17 protein-coding genes are annotated in these 15,417 nt (G+C 32.8%); 3 read left to right on the forward strand and 14 right to left on the reverse strand.

Going from position 1 to position 15,417, the window contains the following annotated elements:
* Nucleotides 1-43: 43 nt before the first annotated feature.
* On the reverse strand, nucleotides 44-469 hold the full coding sequence (locus tag IMCC3317_RS19505; protein ID WP_160131156.1) for a DUF1573 domain-containing protein: 426 nt from the start codon (nucleotides 467-469) through the stop codon (nucleotides 44-46).
* 190 nt (nucleotides 470-659) lie between these two features.
* Here IMCC3317_RS19505 and IMCC3317_RS19510 point away from each other — a divergent pair, with 190 nt between their 5' ends.
* Nucleotides 660-3,380 carry a valine--tRNA ligase gene (locus IMCC3317_RS19510; RefSeq protein ID WP_160131157.1) on the forward strand — a complete coding sequence of 907 codons (2,721 nt, stop codon included), beginning with the start codon at nucleotides 660-662 and terminating at the stop codon, nucleotides 3,378-3,380.
* Nucleotides 3,381-3,878: 498 nt separating this feature from the next.
* Here the strand turns inward: IMCC3317_RS19510 and IMCC3317_RS23815 are convergent, their stop codons facing one another.
* From IMCC3317_RS23815 to rsfS, 10 genes are all read right to left on the reverse strand, one after another.
* Nucleotides 3,879-4,013, reverse strand: coding sequence for a hypothetical protein (locus IMCC3317_RS23815; RefSeq protein WP_262887065.1), 135 nt, complete (start codon nucleotides 4,011-4,013; stop codon nucleotides 3,879-3,881).
* 427 nt (nucleotides 4,014-4,440) lie between these two features.
* On the reverse strand, nucleotides 4,441-4,728 hold the full coding sequence (locus IMCC3317_RS19515) for a type II toxin-antitoxin system RelE/ParE family toxin (protein WP_160131158.1): 288 nt from the start codon (nucleotides 4,726-4,728) through the stop codon (nucleotides 4,441-4,443).
* A complete protein-coding gene (locus tag IMCC3317_RS19520) occupies nucleotides 4,721-4,963 on the reverse strand; it encodes a ribbon-helix-helix domain-containing protein (protein ID WP_160131159.1) in 243 nt (80 codons plus the stop codon). The genes IMCC3317_RS19515 and IMCC3317_RS19520 overlap by 8 nt, the downstream gene beginning before the upstream one ends.
* A gap of 179 nt (nucleotides 4,964-5,142) precedes the next feature.
* Complete coding sequence (locus IMCC3317_RS19525; protein ID WP_160131160.1) at nucleotides 5,143-5,940, reverse strand: CPBP family intramembrane glutamic endopeptidase; 798 nt, start codon at nucleotides 5,938-5,940, stop codon at nucleotides 5,143-5,145.
* A 61-nt stretch (nucleotides 5,941-6,001) separates the two neighbouring features.
* A complete protein-coding gene (locus IMCC3317_RS19530; protein WP_160131161.1) occupies nucleotides 6,002-6,265 on the reverse strand; it encodes an acyl-CoA-binding protein in 264 nt (87 codons plus the stop codon).
* The gene (locus tag IMCC3317_RS19535; protein ID WP_160131162.1) at nucleotides 6,266-6,913 is read right to left on the reverse strand and encodes a phosphatidylserine decarboxylase family protein; all 648 of its coding nucleotides are present in this window, start codon (nucleotides 6,911-6,913) and stop codon (nucleotides 6,266-6,268) included.
* A complete protein-coding gene (locus tag IMCC3317_RS19540) occupies nucleotides 6,903-7,727 on the reverse strand; it encodes a phosphatidate cytidylyltransferase (RefSeq protein ID WP_160131163.1) in 825 nt (274 codons plus the stop codon). The genes IMCC3317_RS19535 and IMCC3317_RS19540 overlap by 11 nt, the downstream gene beginning before the upstream one ends.
* Nucleotide 7,728: 1 nt before the next feature.
* Nucleotides 7,729-8,337 (reverse strand): LUD domain-containing protein, encoded by a 609-nt coding sequence (locus tag IMCC3317_RS19545; protein WP_160131164.1) that lies wholly within the window; start codon nucleotides 8,335-8,337, stop codon nucleotides 7,729-7,731.
* Nucleotides 8,338-8,451: 114 nt separating this feature from the next.
* A complete protein-coding gene (ftsH, locus tag IMCC3317_RS19550) occupies nucleotides 8,452-10,395 on the reverse strand; it encodes an ATP-dependent zinc metalloprotease FtsH (protein WP_160131165.1) in 1,944 nt (647 codons plus the stop codon).
* An 18-nt stretch (nucleotides 10,396-10,413) separates the two neighbouring features.
* Nucleotides 10,414-10,785: a ribosome silencing factor gene (rsfS, locus tag IMCC3317_RS19555; RefSeq protein WP_160131166.1), complete on the reverse strand. Its 372-nt coding sequence runs from the start codon at nucleotides 10,783-10,785 to the stop codon at nucleotides 10,414-10,416.
* A gap of 93 nt (nucleotides 10,786-10,878) precedes the next feature.
* Between rsfS and IMCC3317_RS19560 the strand changes: the two genes are divergently transcribed.
* Nucleotides 10,879-11,610, forward strand: a complete 732-nt coding sequence (locus tag IMCC3317_RS19560; RefSeq protein WP_160131167.1) for a biotin--[acetyl-CoA-carboxylase] ligase — start codon at nucleotides 10,879-10,881, stop codon at nucleotides 11,608-11,610.
* A 257-nt stretch (nucleotides 11,611-11,867) separates the two neighbouring features.
* On the opposite strand, the gene IMCC3317_RS19565 is transcribed toward IMCC3317_RS19560, so the two are convergent.
* Nucleotides 11,868-12,260 (reverse strand): SRPBCC family protein, encoded by a 393-nt coding sequence (locus IMCC3317_RS19565; RefSeq protein ID WP_160131168.1) that lies wholly within the window; start codon nucleotides 12,258-12,260, stop codon nucleotides 11,868-11,870.
* Between the two features lie 27 nt (nucleotides 12,261-12,287).
* Entirely contained in the window at nucleotides 12,288-12,932 is a 645-nt protein-coding gene (gene pyrE, locus IMCC3317_RS19570) for an orotate phosphoribosyltransferase (protein WP_160131169.1), read from the reverse strand.
* Nucleotides 12,933-12,939: 7 nt separating this feature from the next.
* Here pyrE and IMCC3317_RS19575 point away from each other — a divergent pair, with 7 nt between their 5' ends.
* Nucleotides 12,940-13,521, forward strand: a complete 582-nt coding sequence (locus tag IMCC3317_RS19575; RefSeq protein WP_170293859.1) for an NUDIX hydrolase — start codon at nucleotides 12,940-12,942, stop codon at nucleotides 13,519-13,521.
* Between the two features lie 70 nt (nucleotides 13,522-13,591).
* Here IMCC3317_RS19575 and IMCC3317_RS19580 read toward each other — a convergent pair whose 3' ends face one another.
* Nucleotides 13,592-15,343: a M14 family metallopeptidase gene (locus IMCC3317_RS19580; protein ID WP_160131171.1), complete on the reverse strand. Its 1,752-nt coding sequence runs from the start codon at nucleotides 15,341-15,343 to the stop codon at nucleotides 13,592-13,594.
* Between the last annotated feature and the right edge of the window lie 74 nt (nucleotides 15,344-15,417).

Below are 15,417 nucleotides of genomic sequence, written 5' to 3' on the forward strand. Positions count from 1 at the left end.
TTATCGTTATGACAAGGCGTTATACTTTATAATGTAGTTTTACTTACGATTCGATTTCTGATTTATCTTTTAGCATGATACTTTTTTCTTTGCTTGGATCAGTAATATTTCCTTTAATCTTGATCGCTTTTGTTGGCTCGTCAGCATTAGAATATACAGTGATTGTCTTTCTAATTGGTCCAACACGTTTTGTATCGTACTTTACTTCAATTACGCCAGTTTTTCCTGGTAAAATTGGTCCTTCTGGTTTTTTAGGAATTGTACATCCACAACTTGAGTATACTCTTGTAATAATTAAAGGAGCATCTCCTGTGTTTGTAAATTCAAAAACTCGTACACCATCGGCACCTTTTTCAATAGTTCCGTAATCTACTACTTCACTTTTAAATTCGATTTTTGCAGTCTTTTCCTGTGCTTGTAAAGCGAAAGTAAATAAACCTACAAATAATATTGCGACTATTCTTTTCATCATTTTTATATTTAGTATTAATGTAAAATTAGGTACTTATTTGTAATCTCACAAATTTGTTTCATAAAATACTGATTTACCTGTATCATTTACGCATATTTAACAATTAAATGCAAAAGTGATAAAACACTTTTTAAATAGTACAGATATAAGTACTTTTGCCAACTATATTACAAAAACAATACCAAAGATGAGTATTTCAAAAAAGTATGATCCAAGTAAGATCGAAGACAAATGGTATCAATATTGGATGGAGCACAATTATTTCCATTCAGAACCAGACGAACGTGAAGCGTATACAATCGTAATTCCGCCACCAAACGTCACAGGAGTCTTGCACATGGGACACATGCTAAATAATACGATTCAAGATGTATTGATCAGACGCGCACGATTGAAAGGCTACAACGCTTGTTGGGTTCCTGGAACCGATCACGCGTCGATTGCAACGGAAGCTAAAGTTGTGCATAAATTAAAAGAAGAAGGCGTAAATAAGTCAGACTTAACGCGTGATGAATTTTTAAAACACGCTTGGGAATGGACAGATAAACATGGCGGAATCATATTAGAACAACTTAAAAAATTAGGTGCTTCTTGCGATTGGGAACGAACAAAGTTTACCATGGATGACGATATGTCAGAATCTGTAATTAAAACGTTTGTTGATTTATATAAAAAAGGACTAATTTATCGTGGATATCGCATGGTAAATTGGGATCCTGAAGCAAAAACAACATTGTCTGACGAAGAAGTAATTTACGAAGAAAAACAAGGAAATCTTTACTATTTGTCATATGCCATTGAAGGAAGTGACGAAAAAGTAACGATTGCCACCACGCGTCCAGAAACGATTTTGGGTGATACTGCAATTTGTATCAACCCGAATGATGAACGTTATACACATCTCAAAGGGAAAAAGGCAATTGTTCCGTTGGTAAACCGTGTGATACCTATAATTGAAGACGAATATGTTGACATCGAATTTGGTACAGGTTGTTTAAAAGTGACGCCTGCGCACGACATGAATGATAAAGCTTTAGGCGAAAAGCACAACTTGGAAGTAATTGATATTTTCAATGATGATGCTTCGCTGAATAGTTTTGGATTGCATTATGAAGGAAAAGACCGTTTTGTAGTTCGAAAAGAAATTTCAAAAGAGCTTGAGGAAAAAGGGTTCTTAATTAAAACGGAACAACATATTAATAAAGTTGGAACATCGGAAAGAACCAAAGCTGTGATTGAACCAAGATTATCAGATCAATGGTTTTTAAAAATGGAAGAGTTGGTAAAACCTGCAATCAAAGCAGTTTTAGAAGATGGAGAAGTAAAATTATTCCCGAAAAAGTTTGAAAATACCTATCGTCATTGGATGGAAAACATTCGCGATTGGAACATTTCACGTCAACTTTGGTGGGGACAACAAATTCCCGCATACTTTTTTGGCGACGGAAAAGAAGATTTCGTAGTTGCTGAAACGGCTGAAAAAGCGTTACATCTAGCGAAAGCGAAAACAGGAAATAACAACTTAACAATTGCCGATTTAAAACAAGATTCTGACGCATTAGATACGTGGTTTTCTTCGTGGCTGTGGCCGATAAGTGTTTTTGATGGAATTCGAAATCCTGAAAATGAAGAAATTCAGTATTACTATCCAACAAACGATTTGGTAACCGGACCAGATATTTTATTTTTCTGGGTTGCCCGAATGATTATTGCCGGATACGAATACCGCGATATGAAACCATTTACCAATGTATATTTAACTGGTTTGGTGCGCGATAAGCAAGGTCGTAAAATGTCGAAATCGTTAGGAAATTCACCAGATGCCTTAAAGTTAATTGAAGAATTTGGAGCCGATGGAGTTCGTGTAGGATTGTTGTTAAGTTCTGCCGCAGGAAACGATTTGTTATTCGATTTTGATCAAGTTGATGAAAATGGAGAAGTTTTAAAGCCGAAACAAATTGATACATGGAAAGCGGAAGGAAAAGAACCAATTTATACTTCAAGCTTATGTCAGCAAGGAAAAGGATTCGCCAATAAAGTTTTCAATGCATACAACTTAACCCAAATTTGGGAAGTAAGCGAAACCGCCGAACAGCCAGAAGTTGCGAAAATTGCTATAGAATGGTTTACATCAAAATTCCAAAAAGCAATTATAGAATTAGAAGATCAATACAGTAAATACAGAATTTCGGATGCGTTAATGATTTCGTACAAATTAGTTTGGGACGATTTCTGCTCGTGGTTTTTGGAAATGGTAAAACCAACGTACGGTTCGCCAATTGATAAAAAAACTTATGATACAGTAATTTCACTGTTTGAAGATAATTTAAAGATTTTACATCCGTTTATGCCGTTCCTTACGGAAGATATTTGGCAACGTATGGCAACGAGAAGTAAAGAAGAAGCGTTGGTTGTTTCAAGTTGGCCAAAAACGGCAGAAGTTAATTCAGAGATTTTAGTGAATTTCGAAATGATTCAAGAAGTAGTTTCTGGAATTAGAACAATTCGTAAAGAGAAAAATATTCCACAAAAAGATGCATTATCAGTAACGGTGATGAATAATGAACACTCAACAGCAGCTTTAGATGCAGTAATTGCAAAGCTTGGAAATGTTGAAAACATCAGTTATAGTAATGAAAAGTTGGAAGGTGCTTTGTCGTTTAGAGTAAAATCGAATGAATATTTTATTCCGATGGAAGGCGCAATTGATATTGACGTTGAGATTGAAAAGCTAACGAAAGAACTGGAATATACAGAAGGCTCCTTAAAACGTGCGCAAGGAATGCTGAACAACGAGAAATTTGTAAGTAATGCGAAAGAAGTAGTTGTAAATAAACAAAAGAAAATTGTAGCAGATTCAGAAGCTAAGATTGTGACTTTGAAAGCTAGTTTGGAATCGCTTCGCTAATTAATGTGGCAATTTAAAAATGTGTTGATTTGAAAATGTTGGTTTGCGGGTTTGTTCGCCTTGGTTTATCTTGAGCGAAAGTCGAAAGGCTCACTTTTTTGTTGATTCGTTAGTTAGTTAATTTGTTTTTTGTTGGAGATTTGATACTTCAACAATCAACAATCAACAATCGTTTTTCGTAATGTGTTACATTGAGCAGAGTCTTAATGAAATGAAGAAAAATTGCACTTCGATAAACTCAATAGAACTATTGAGAAGTACATTGAAACTATAAGTTAACTTGTCAATTAGACACTTCAAAAAACTCACTGTTTTTGTGAAGTTTTATAGATATTTGAAAAGTCATGTAAGGAAGAAATTCTTTAGATGGCTTTTTTGGTTTTGGAGATTAGAACTATTGTTTCAAAATACTTACTAAGAGTTTTAGGATACTAAAAGAACAAAGTAAAAGCGAACCGAAGTCAGTTATGATCAAAGTTCGCTTTTAAAATTAGAATATTAATGTTGATAACAACATCTACTATTGTAATAACCTGAATTTCCACCACCTTTTACTGAATCTTGTTTTTTAAGATCTAATGAAGAAATTAACTTCTTTTCAAGCTTTAATGTTTTTAAATTTCTTTTTTTCATAATTAAATGTTTTAAAGATTAATAATGAGTCTAAATTAACGGATTAGTACTGAAACAAAAAGAGAAGTATTGTTCAGTTTATAAAACAAAAAGAGAAATATTGTTCAATTTATAAAACAGAAACATTCAAAATTGTAGCGATTTTGCTTTAAAATAATAGTTTCTTCGCTAACATGCTTAGGAATTAGTTTAAAAATTTATGAGTTTATTCGTTGATTTGGATTGTTCGCAAAGCTCACTTTTTTGTTCATTGGTTCATTCGTTAGTTCGTTTTTTGTTGGATATATGATACTTCAACAATCAACAATCAACAATCAACAATCAGCAATCGTTAATTCAAACGTTCATTACGAGGAGTTTGCGACGAAGTACTTGTACTAAGCGAAGTCGAAGTAATCTGTTTATCGAGAAGCAGATTGCGAATGTTTTATAGAATACTATTCAAATCTTGTCTTCCAACGATTGTCATTATTTCAATAACATCTTCATTAATTCTGAAATAGATACTTTCTGAACCAAACACGCAACGTCTGTATCCTTTTTTAAGATAATCAACAGATTCAAAAGAAAATGGTGTTTGTGCTATAGTTTCAAAATATTCAAAAAATGTTTCAAAATATTTATCAGCTTGAATCATCCCGAATTTTTTAATTCCATATTGATGAATTCTAATCAAATCGCTTTCAGCTTTATCACTTAACTTATAACTATTCATTAAGATATAATTCTTTAGATTTTTTTAGAATTTGTTCTTTACTATTAGTTGTAAAACCGCCTTTTTCAGCTTCATCAATTTTGGCTCTAATCCAATCAATTTGGACTTGTTGTTTTCTAGCTTGTCTAATAAGGTCATTAACGAGTTCACTTTTACTAGAATATTCGTTGCTATCTAATTGACTCTTAAGCCATTCGTCATTTGGTTGTGTAAATGAAATACTTTGTCTAGCCATAATGCAATTTTGGTGTAAATTTACACCAAAATTGAATCACTTACAAATTTATTCGTCAATGAAGTAATCTGTTTATCGAGAAACAGATTGCCACACGTTTTTTCAAAACGCTCGCGATGACGTTTCGTCTAAAAATTCTAACAGTCTAAAAGTGAAACGCGTCTAAAAATCTAAGCAATCTACATTTCGACTCCACTCAATGTGCGTTTTGATTTCTTTTTATAATATCTCCAAATCCCAAAAATTGTAATACTCATGAATAATGTTGCAAGAAGCGAACCTTCAAATCCAAACTTTCCGCCGTTTAGTAAATTATCTTCCATTCGGGTTTGTTGAATGATAGAATACAATTTTTGTCCGCTGACTTCAAAACCGAAAATTGGACCTTGAAAGAAATTCCAGCTAAAGTGAAGCGCAATCGGAAACCATAAGTTTTTTGTGTAGATATATGTGATTCCTAGCAAGATTCCCGCAAGAAATAAGTTCAACACAGGAATTGTTGCCATGTTTGGATTAAATGAATGTAACGCCGTAAAAATGACAGAAGTTAATATAAGCGCCACGTATTTATTGGACGTTTGTAATAACTGATTCAAAAGATAGCCTCTGCATAAAGCTTCTTCCAAAACGGAAACCGAAATAAAGAATAGTATGGAAAATAAAATTGACTTTGTATCTACAAAATAGGAATCGAACGTAATCTCATTCAAATTAATTAATAGAAAAAAAGCAATCGCCATAATGGCAAAACCTAAAAATATGCCAGAAATAATATCTGTAAACCTTCCTTTTAGATGAAAACCTATAGAAATAAACGGAACTCTGTCTACGTATTTAGTAAATAACCAAATACTACTTAATGTTGCTACTAATTGAAATAAATGACTAATTGTTCGAATAGGTAATCTGTATACTATTGAAATTTTTTCAGAGAATTGAGGAAGTAAACTTTGACTGATAATTTCAAAAACAAGCATAAACACAAACCATGTAATTAGAAATAAACATAGTTTCAGCCAAATAGGCAATGATAAAGTTTTATTGGGCTTCAAAATAGGAGTTTACTAAATCAATGTATTCTTTTTTTGCTCCGTCTGGAGAAATATTTCGTGTTTGAAGTAAAGCATTCATTTTAAACGCATTGATAATTGGTCGGCGGCTACTTGGTTTATCGTAGTTATTCGTAGCTTTTTTATAGTATGCGTACAATCGCAACAGAAAATCTGCAGGAAAAGCATTTGTGCTGTTGTTTACGCGTCCAACTGCTTCAAAAAATTCTATGTCTAACTCTGAATTACTCATCTATTTCGTTGCAATAATGTCTACGCCGCCTTTTACTGTTTGGTTGAGTTTAACGTTTATGTTAGTGTCTAATGGTAAATATAAATCTACGCGCGAACCAAATTTTATAAATCCAGCATCTTCACCTTGAATGACTTGCATGCCTTCTTCGGCATAATTCACAATTCTTTTTGCCATTGCTCCAGCAACTTGTCGGTATAAAACCATTCCGTAAGTTGGATTGTCCACAACAACCGAAGTGCGTTCGTTTTCTTCGGATGATTTTGGATGCCAAGCTACTAAAAACTTCCCTGGATGATATTTGCTATATTTTATCAATCCGCCAATAGCATACCGCGTTACGTGTACATTAATTGGCGACATAAAGATAGATATTTGCAAGCGTTTATCTTTAAAATACTCTTTCTCAAAAACTTCTTCAATGACAACTACTTTTCCATCAACAGGCGCAATAATTTGCGTATCGTTTAAAAGCGTAGTACGTTTTGGATTTCTAAAAAATTGCAAAATTAAAACCAAAATTACAACCGCAATTCCTTGCAATAGGTATTTTATCCAAGCAGTATCAATTTGATCAGCTGTTAACACAACTGCGGCAACAATGATAAATGCTACAACAATAATTTTAAATCCTTCTTTATGAAACATAATGTAATATCTTTAAAAACAAATAAATAAATGGTGCAGAAAATATCATGCTGTCCAATCGGTCAAAAATGCCGCCATGTCCAGGCATTATGGAACCACTATCTTTTACATTGGCTTGTCTTTTGAATTTGGACTGAATTAAATCGCCAATAGTTCCAATAGAACTTATGATAATTGCTAAAATAAGCCAACTGCCGAAACTCAAATAAGTTTCTGTAAATTTAGCTATAAAATAACTAGCAATACAAGAAAAAAGTAAGCCGCCTAAAAATCCTTCTACCGTTTTTTTAGGTGAAATACGTTCAAATAATTTTTGTCTTCCAAATTTTTTTCCTGTGATATATGCAAACGAATCATTCACCCAAACTAGGATAAAACTGCCTAAAATAATGTATGGTTCGTAACTGTTGGTTGCGTGCGGAATTAATAATAGAAATGCAAAACTGCTACTAATGTAAAAAGTAGTGAGCAAGTATTTTTTAAATTTGAAGAGTGGAATTATTTTTTTTGTGAATAAGTCTCTGATTAAGAAAAGTGAGACAAATATGGAAAGTACCAATAAAATCATGGTAGCTTCTTCAATTTTGACTTCAGTTTGAAGCAGCTTCCAGAGCACAAATATGCCAATCATGAGTAAGAATACGATGTACTGAATAAACCCTTTTAAGTTAATTAGTTTGCTAAATTCAAACATACATAACAACCCAAATATCGTGAATACAGCTAAAATAGCTGTTTCAGAATAAAATACTGAAAATATTAAAAGTGTTATAAAAAGCAATCCTGTTAAAGATCGCGTTAAAAGTTCTTTCATTTTAGAGGTCTTCCAAGAGCAGCAAATATAAGTTTTTTGAGCTACTTCCGTAAGATAAAAAGTCCTTTTCTTCTTGTACTTGAAAATGCTTGATCGTCGTAATATTATTAGGGAAATTCGACTTGTATTTATTCTTAATGCTGCGTAAACCCTCGCCAATAGCGCTTACAAGTTGACTTGTGGTTGCAAGAATGACAAAATTATCGGGTAAGTCGTTGAGTTTTTTTTCTCTTATTTGATTAGAACAAACTAAGATAGAACCATTATCGGCAATTAAATATTCGCAAGAAGCTAAGTAGAAACTTGCATTCATGTTGATTTTTGAAAACTTCAAATCAAAATTATCAAAACGCTCATGAAGTTGGGCATCAAAGCATAATACTTCTTTTCCTTCCCAACCATTTTCGATCAGTATATTTTCTAAATTGTTATATACATCCGTGAAAGAATCGCAGTATAGAAATTTACCGCCATTTTTTTGGAAATTAATAGTAAAACGTTCGTCAATTGGAAGTTCTACTTGTGGCATATATCTGCCACGCTCATCTAAAGAATTAGATTCTTGTTGAGGTTTAGATTTGGAGCCGAAAATTTTCTTAAAAAGACTCATGGAGCCAATTGTAGTTTATGAATTTGTATAAGTTGATGTAAAGATAGAAAATCTCGACTTATGCTAGCGATAAATCGAGATTTTTTAAAGGTAAATATTTTATAATGTGATGAACTATTCTTCTGAATCGCTTATTTCGTCAGAATTAGTAAACAATCTTGCTCCGAAAATTCTTTCTAAGTCATCTTTAAAGATTACTTCTTTTTCTAAAAGTAATTCAGCAAGCGTTGTCAACTTATCTTTATTATTAGTCAAAATTTGTATAGCTCTTGCATATTGTTCGTCGATCATTTTGCGAATTTCTGCATCAATTTTTTCTGCTGTTTTTTCAGAATATGGTTTTAAGAATGTCTGATCAGATTGTCCTGAACTGTCATAATATGATAAATGTCCAATTTCGTCGCTCAATCCGTAAATTGTAACCATCGCAGAAGCTTGTTTGGTTGTACGCTCTAAATCATTTTGCGCTCCCGTTGAGTAATTCCCCATTTCTACTTCTTCTGCTGCACGACCACCAAGTAAAGAACACATTTTATCAAGCAATTGTTCTTTTGTAGTTATTTGTCTTTCTTCTGGTAAATACCAAGCAGCTCCAAGTGCTTGTCCTCTAGGAACAATCGTTACTTTTACTAATGGATCTGCATGTTCCGTCATCCAACTTATAGTTGCGTGTCCAGCTTCATGATACGCAATTCTTCGTTTTTCTTCTGGTTTAATGATTTTATTCTTCTTCTCTAATCCACCAACAATTCTGTCAACAGCATCTAAGAAATCTTGCTTTTCAACAGCTTTCTTACCTTTTCTTGCGGCAATTAGGGCAGCTTCATTACAAACATTTGCAATATCAGCTCCAGAGAAACCTGGTGTTTGTTTTGATAAAAAGTCAGTATCTAAATTATCTGCTTTTTTAAGTGGTTTTAAATGTACTTCAAAGATTTCTTTTCGTTCATTCAAATCAGGAAGATCAACATAAATTTGTCTATCAAAACGTCCTGCACGCATTAAAGCTTTATCTAAAATATCAGCTCGGTTTGTTGCTGCCATTACAATTACATTTGTATTGGTTCCGAAACCGTCCATTTCTGTTAATAATTGATTTAATGTATTTTCACGTTCATCGTTAGAACCTGTAAAATTGTTTTTTCCACGGGCGCGTCCAATCGCATCAATTTCATCAATAAATATAATTGCAGGCGATTTTTCTTTTGCTTGTTTAAATAAATCACGAACTCTAGAAGCTCCAACACCAACAAACATTTCTACGAAATCAGAACCTGAAAGCGAGAAGAAAGGCACTTGTGCTTCTCCTGCAACCGCTTTTGCAAGCAATGTTTTACCAGTTCCTGGAGGTCCAACTAATAAAGCTCCTTTCGGAATTTTTCCACCAAGAGATGTATATTTTTCAGGATTTTTTAAGAAGTCTACAATTTCTTGTACTTCTTCTTTTGCACCTTCTAATCCAGCAACATCTTTAAATGATGATTTAATATCTGTTTTTTCGTCAAATAATTTTGCTTTCGATTTTCCTATATTGAAAATCTGTCCGCCGCCGCCGCCAGCGCCGCCGCCAGACATTCTGCGCATGATGAAAATCCAAACACCAATGATAAGTACAAATGGTAAAATACTGAATATGAAGTTTGAAATTGAATTATTTTGTTGTGTCGATTCTATTTCAAAATCAAGTTTTTTCTCTTCTTTAATTTCGTTCAGATAATCTTCAAAATTTTTCAGGTTTAGATATTTGATAGTAAAATCTGCAGATTCTCCTCCCATAAGGAGAAAACTACTTTTTTTATTTACCAATCCTTTATAGGCATCTTTCTCGGCTGCACCTTCTTTTAAGAAAATTTCTGCAACTGTATTGTTTGTGGTAACCTTGATAGTTTCTACATCATTATACTCAATCAATTCTTTAAATTTCGAGTAAGATACTTTGTCGCTCGAATCTGAATCATTTGTAAATATTAAGAAAATGAGAAAAACTCCTATCAAACCATAAATCCAATATGCATTGAACTTAGGTTTTTTTGTTGTGTTTTTGTTATCGTTTGCCATTAAATTATAATGTAGTTTTTAATAATTTGCTTGAATAGAAGTTACTTTAGCGTCTCCCCAAAGTCCTTCAATATCATAAAATTCGCGGATATGTTTTTGAAACACATGAACAACTACATTCACATAATCCATTAAAACCCATTCAGCATTTTCCGAACCTTCTATGTGCCACGGTTTGTCTTTCAACTCCTTACTCACCATTTTTTGTACTGAACCTACAATGGCATTTACTTGCGTATTTGAAGTTCCATTGCATATGATAAAGTAGTCACAAACTGTATTGTCTATTTCGCGTAAGTCTAAGATGGTGATATCATTTCCTTTTACTTCTTCTATTCCTTTTATGATGCCCGTGATCAATTGATCCGTGCTAACCTCAATTTTTGTCATTCAATTATTTATATTTTGTACAAAAGTATTACTTTTAAATCTTATTTGTAACTCCATTAACATAAGAATACGTAAAGAATTTTTAAATATACAATGAAAATAATCAAACTTGATGCCATTGATTCCACGAATACCTACTTACGACAGCTAAGTATGGAAGAAAAGCTCCCCGATTTTACCATAGTAACAGCAGCTTTACAAACCGCAGGAAAAGGTCAGATGGGAACAAAATGGAATGCCGAAAAAGGAAAAAACCTTACGTTTAGTGTCTTTAAAAAGATTTTTTGTTTGGAAAATGAAGAAGCATTCTATATGAGTATGGCAACTTCATTGGCTATTTATAATGCGCTAAAACATTTTCAAGTACCGAAATTAGCAATAAAATGGCCAAACGACATTTTGTCAGAGAATCAAAAAATATGTGGAATTTTGATTGAAAATGTCATACAAAACAGCAAAATGACAGCAGCAATTATCGGAATTGGCTTAAATGTAAATCAAACAGTTTTTAAAGTTGGCTTAAATGCTTCTTCGTTAAAAAAAAGCACAGGCGTTCATTTTGATTTAGATGAAGTGATGTTTGAAATTGCAAAGCAACTGAAAAAGTATTCACATTTGATTACCGAAAGATCGTTTGAACTATTAAAAAATGAATATGAATCGTTATTGTTCCGAAAAGATAAACCGTCTACGTTTAAAATGCCAAATGGAAAACTTTTTATGGGATTTATTCAAGGAGTTTCCGAAGATGGAAAATTAAACATCTTACTAGAAGATGATATTATGACTGCTTTTGATTTGAAGGAAATAAAGTTGATGTACTGATTTGGACTCGCTTCGCTTTTAGATCGCTTTGCTTTTGGAATCGCTTCGCTTTTAGTATTTTGGTATGTGAATTATTTGCTCATTAGATAAACTTATAAACCTTTCAACTTTTAAACTGAAACTTTGCTTATGTTGTGCTTCGCTTTTTTGTTTATTCGTTTATTTGTTCTGTGTTTATCTGGATTTTACTTGACGGTCATTCGTTAAATTATTTTACAAATCAACAATCAACAATCAACAATCAACAAACAACCTAACTACAACTTACTCATATTCTCCGCAAGTGTGTTCACAAATTTACCAATTGGACCTTTAATCATCATTGCCATCATTGGATTAAATTTTCCTTCAAAAAGTAATTGTGCTTCGCTTTTTCCAGCTTCTAACTCCTGAATGTTTCCAGTAAGTGTAAATGGTAATTTGTCAGAAGCAGCACCTAATACAACTTGGTTTGGCGGCGTACTTTCTTTTAATTTCAGAACAATTTCTGGCATTCCTTTTAAAGCAAAAACAAACTTTCCTTCCGCCAACACTTCAAACTTACTAATACTTTCGGGCATTAATTTTTCAAAGTTTTCAACATTCGTCAAAAAATCGTAAAGTTCTTGCGGTGTTTTATTTACGGTAACTTTTGGGCTTTCTAAATTCATGTATTATTATTTTTTCAGATATTCTAATCAATTAACGTTCCAACTTGCAGGATCTTTTCGCCAAGCTTCTAAAGTTTCAAGTTCAGCAGACGTAATATAATTTGTGTCTAACGCTTGCTCCAAAAGGTTTTCGTAATTACTCAATGTGTGTAAATTAACATCAGCAGTCTCAAAATTTTCTTTTGCAATGTCAAAATTATACGAAAAAATGGCCACCATTCCTTTTACATTTACTTCAGCTTCTTTCAAAGCTTTCACTGCATTTAAGCTACTTTTTCCGGTACTAATCAAATCTTCTACAACGACAACATTTTGCCCTTTTTGAATAAATCCTTCAATCTGATTTTGTCTTCCGTGCTTTTTTGCTTCAGGTCTCACATATACAAAAGGAAGCCCTAAATATTCTGCTACCAAAATTCCAATTCCAATAGCACCAGTTGCTACACCAGCAATGACATCGGGCTTTCCGTACTCAATTTCGATATGCTTTGCGAACTGTTCTCTCAGATAATTACGTATCGGAGGAAATGATAATGTGATCCTATTATCACAATATATTGGAGATTTCCAACCAGAAGCCCATGTAAAAGGTTCTTGTGGTTGTAATTTAATTGCGTTAATTTGCAACAATAATTCGGCAGTCTTTTTGGCTGTATTTTTATCAAAAATCATAATGCAAATGTATAAAGTTTTTATCAATGAAAGGTTCATTATTTTATCAAATGAAGTTAAAAAAACTGAAATTTCTGACACTTTCCTCTTAAAAGATGTTGATTTTGAATGGCTTATAGGGAAAATATCATCTGGAAAATTAGACAAAGCGATACTTTATCACGACAATAGTGACGAATTATTACCACTTTTATATAAAAAATTGCCTTTGGTTGAAGCCGCTGGCGGTTTGGTAAAAAATACAAAAGGAGACGTTTTATTTATTTTTAGAAATGGAAAGTGGGATTTGCCCAAAGGAAAAACTGAAAAAGGTGAAGATATTGAAGAAACCGCTATTCGTGAAGTCGTTGAAGAAACTGGCGTAAAAGGTTTAATGATTAATCACTTTTTAAAGAATACCTATCACATATTTAAACGAAATGGCGAATATAGATTAAAGTTAACACATTGGTATGCAATGCAAACGACGTATGCTGGCGAACTAATTCCGGAAGAAGAAGAAGGTATTATGCAAGTTACTTGGAAGAACGAAGCAGAAACCAAAGAAGCACTTCAAAATTCATATGAAAATATAAAGTTGTTGTTTTAAAATTAATTGAAAAATTGAAAAATTAAATGATTGAAGCATTTTCAAATCTTCAAATCGACACATTATCAAATTATTTTTGAATTCTAAAAATAGGATATCGCAAATGCGCCTTTTCATAATGATCTGACTTTTTGTAAATCCAACGTAACTGTTTTGAAGCACTATTTGCAAACGCTGTATCTTGTGTTTTTAAATCTAAAAATTCTTTTTTCCATTCAGGATTCTTAGCTAACAACTCTTTTGCTTCATCTTCAAAAACATACGCGGAAAAACCTTCTTTTTGCTGTAAAATCGTATCAAAAAAGTTCCAATTAAAAAATGAATCTACAGCTTCTGGTTCTAATATTTCTAGTAAATAACGAAACGCAAGCTGATTTGTATATACTATAATATCGCCTTTTTTAAAACGAATCTCTTGTGACGTTTTTGTGACTTCCGTATCGTAATGTGTGTAATGACCTTCATACGGATTTTTTGATGTTTTAAAATCTTTAATATGATAGGTTTCTACATTGATAATAGTATCATTTTCAATAGGATTCATCGTCACATTATTCAGCGAAAGCAATTCTAAAATTGTATGCCAACCTTTAGGAATTATATATGCTTTTGGAACTGTAATTTCTTTTTTTGGTTTGAAGTAATTCGAATATTTTACTTCTTTCGTAAATGGTTTTGTTGCATCGTATTTGAGTCGTTTCTGACCTGTCAAATCACTTTCAATAAAAGTTCCTTCGTAGCCTTTAAAGTTCAAAATAGTTTCTTTGCTTTTGTCCAATTCCCACTGAACAACATATTTTGAATCATTCAAAAATGATTGATGCGTCTTTTCTCGAATCAATTTTATGTCTTTATAATGTTTCGTTTCTATATTTTCAATCAACGCGTCCATCAAAGCATATGTTCCTTCAACACGCTGTTTGTACGGTTTTAGCATGTGCGTTTCCACCATTAAACCAAGTGTGTTAAACAATGTTGTATATCCTGTAGAATAGCGTGGCGAATCGAAAAATTGTGAAAAACCTTCGTTTGGCGTGCTGCCAAAAACATTTACATACGGCGTAATGTCCCAATTATTTTTTTGTAAAGTTGCTTCTAAATCGGGCATCATGGTTTTGTGTAAAAATGTGCCAGCTTCGTGTCCTAATTTATTATGTTGTGTAAATAAATGTGTCAATGTATATTGATAATCTGCGCCATTACTTACATGATTATCTACAAAAACATCAGGTTGTACTTTATGAAAAATTTCAGCAAAAGCTTTTGCATTTCGAGTGTCCGATTTTATAAAATCTCTGTTTAAATCATAATTTTGAGCGTTTCCGCGAAAACCATATGCTTCTGGACCATTTTGATTGGCTCTTGTACCAGAATTTCGATTCAAACTTCCGCCAACATTATATACAGGAATTGCTGAAATCACTACGTTTTTAGGCGATTTCTTTGTGCCATTTGCCAAATCTCGCATCAGCATCATTGTAGCGTCAATTCCGTCACTTTCGCCAGGATGAATTCCATTATTTACTAAAACAATTGTTTTTTCTTTTCGAATCGCATCAAAATTAAAATCTCCATCAGGATTAAAAGTGACTAAATGCAACGGAAATCCTGCGTCGGTAGTTCCGACGGTTTCCAAATGAATCTGAGAATAACTTTCTGCCAAAGCTTCATAATACTCAATAACTTCTGAATACGTTGGCGTTTGCGTTCCGCCAGATTTTTCGAAAATTGTAGTAAAATCAGGTGTAACTTTTGAAGTTGTTTTATCAGAATTACATGCAAAAAATAATGAAAGACTTAGAAGGAAGCATACTTTTTTCATAAAAATGAGTTTTGGCTTGTCAAACTTAATCAAAAAATAAGAAATCTAAGCAGACAAAGCATTCTCAAAAACTT

The sequence above is a fragment of the Kordia antarctica genome, from assembly GCF_009901525.1.
Taxonomy (GTDB): domain Bacteria; phylum Bacteroidota; class Bacteroidia; order Flavobacteriales; family Flavobacteriaceae; genus Kordia; species Kordia antarctica.

Excerpts from the sequence above, each read along its gene's own strand:
- IMCC3317_RS19505 (WP_160131156.1), bottom strand. The coding sequence starts at position 469 with ATGAAAAGAATAGTCGCAATATTATTTGTAGGTTTATTTACTTTCGCT.
- IMCC3317_RS19510 (WP_160131157.1), top strand. The coding sequence starts at position 660 with ATGAGTATTTCAAAAAAGTATGATCCAAGTAAGATCGAAGACAAATGG.
- IMCC3317_RS23815 (WP_262887065.1), bottom strand. The coding sequence starts at position 4,013 with ATGAAAAAAAGAAATTTAAAAACATTAAAGCTTGAAAAGAAGTTAATT.
- IMCC3317_RS19515 (WP_160131158.1), bottom strand. The coding sequence starts at position 4,728 with ATGAATAGTTATAAGTTAAGTGATAAAGCTGAAAGCGATTTGATTAGA.
- IMCC3317_RS19520 (WP_160131159.1), bottom strand. The coding sequence starts at position 4,963 with ATGGCTAGACAAAGTATTTCATTTACACAACCAAATGACGAATGGCTT.
- IMCC3317_RS19525 (WP_160131160.1), bottom strand. The coding sequence starts at position 5,940 with ATGCTTGTTTTTGAAATTATCAGTCAAAGTTTACTTCCTCAATTCTCT.
- IMCC3317_RS19530 (WP_160131161.1), bottom strand. The coding sequence starts at position 6,265 with ATGAGTAATTCAGAGTTAGACATAGAATTTTTTGAAGCAGTTGGACGC.
- IMCC3317_RS19535 (WP_160131162.1), bottom strand. The coding sequence starts at position 6,913 with ATGTTTCATAAAGAAGGATTTAAAATTATTGTTGTAGCATTTATCATT.
- IMCC3317_RS19540 (WP_160131163.1), bottom strand. The coding sequence starts at position 7,727 with ATGAAAGAACTTTTAACGCGATCTTTAACAGGATTGCTTTTTATAACA.
- IMCC3317_RS19545 (WP_160131164.1), bottom strand. The coding sequence starts at position 8,337 with ATGAGTCTTTTTAAGAAAATTTTCGGCTCCAAATCTAAACCTCAACAA.
- ftsH (WP_160131165.1), bottom strand. The coding sequence starts at position 10,395 with ATGGCAAACGATAACAAAAACACAACAAAAAAACCTAAGTTCAATGCA.
- rsfS (WP_160131166.1), bottom strand. The coding sequence starts at position 10,785 with ATGACAAAAATTGAGGTTAGCACGGATCAATTGATCACGGGCATCATA.
- IMCC3317_RS19560 (WP_160131167.1), top strand. The coding sequence starts at position 10,879 with ATGAAAATAATCAAACTTGATGCCATTGATTCCACGAATACCTACTTA.
- IMCC3317_RS19565 (WP_160131168.1), bottom strand. The coding sequence starts at position 12,260 with ATGAATTTAGAAAGCCCAAAAGTTACCGTAAATAAAACACCGCAAGAA.
- pyrE (WP_160131169.1), bottom strand. The coding sequence starts at position 12,932 with ATGATTTTTGATAAAAATACAGCCAAAAAGACTGCCGAATTATTGTTG.
- IMCC3317_RS19575 (WP_170293859.1), top strand. The coding sequence starts at position 12,940 with ATGTATAAAGTTTTTATCAATGAAAGGTTCATTATTTTATCAAATGAA.
- IMCC3317_RS19580 (WP_160131171.1), bottom strand. The coding sequence starts at position 15,343 with ATGAAAAAAGTATGCTTCCTTCTAAGTCTTTCATTATTTTTTGCATGT.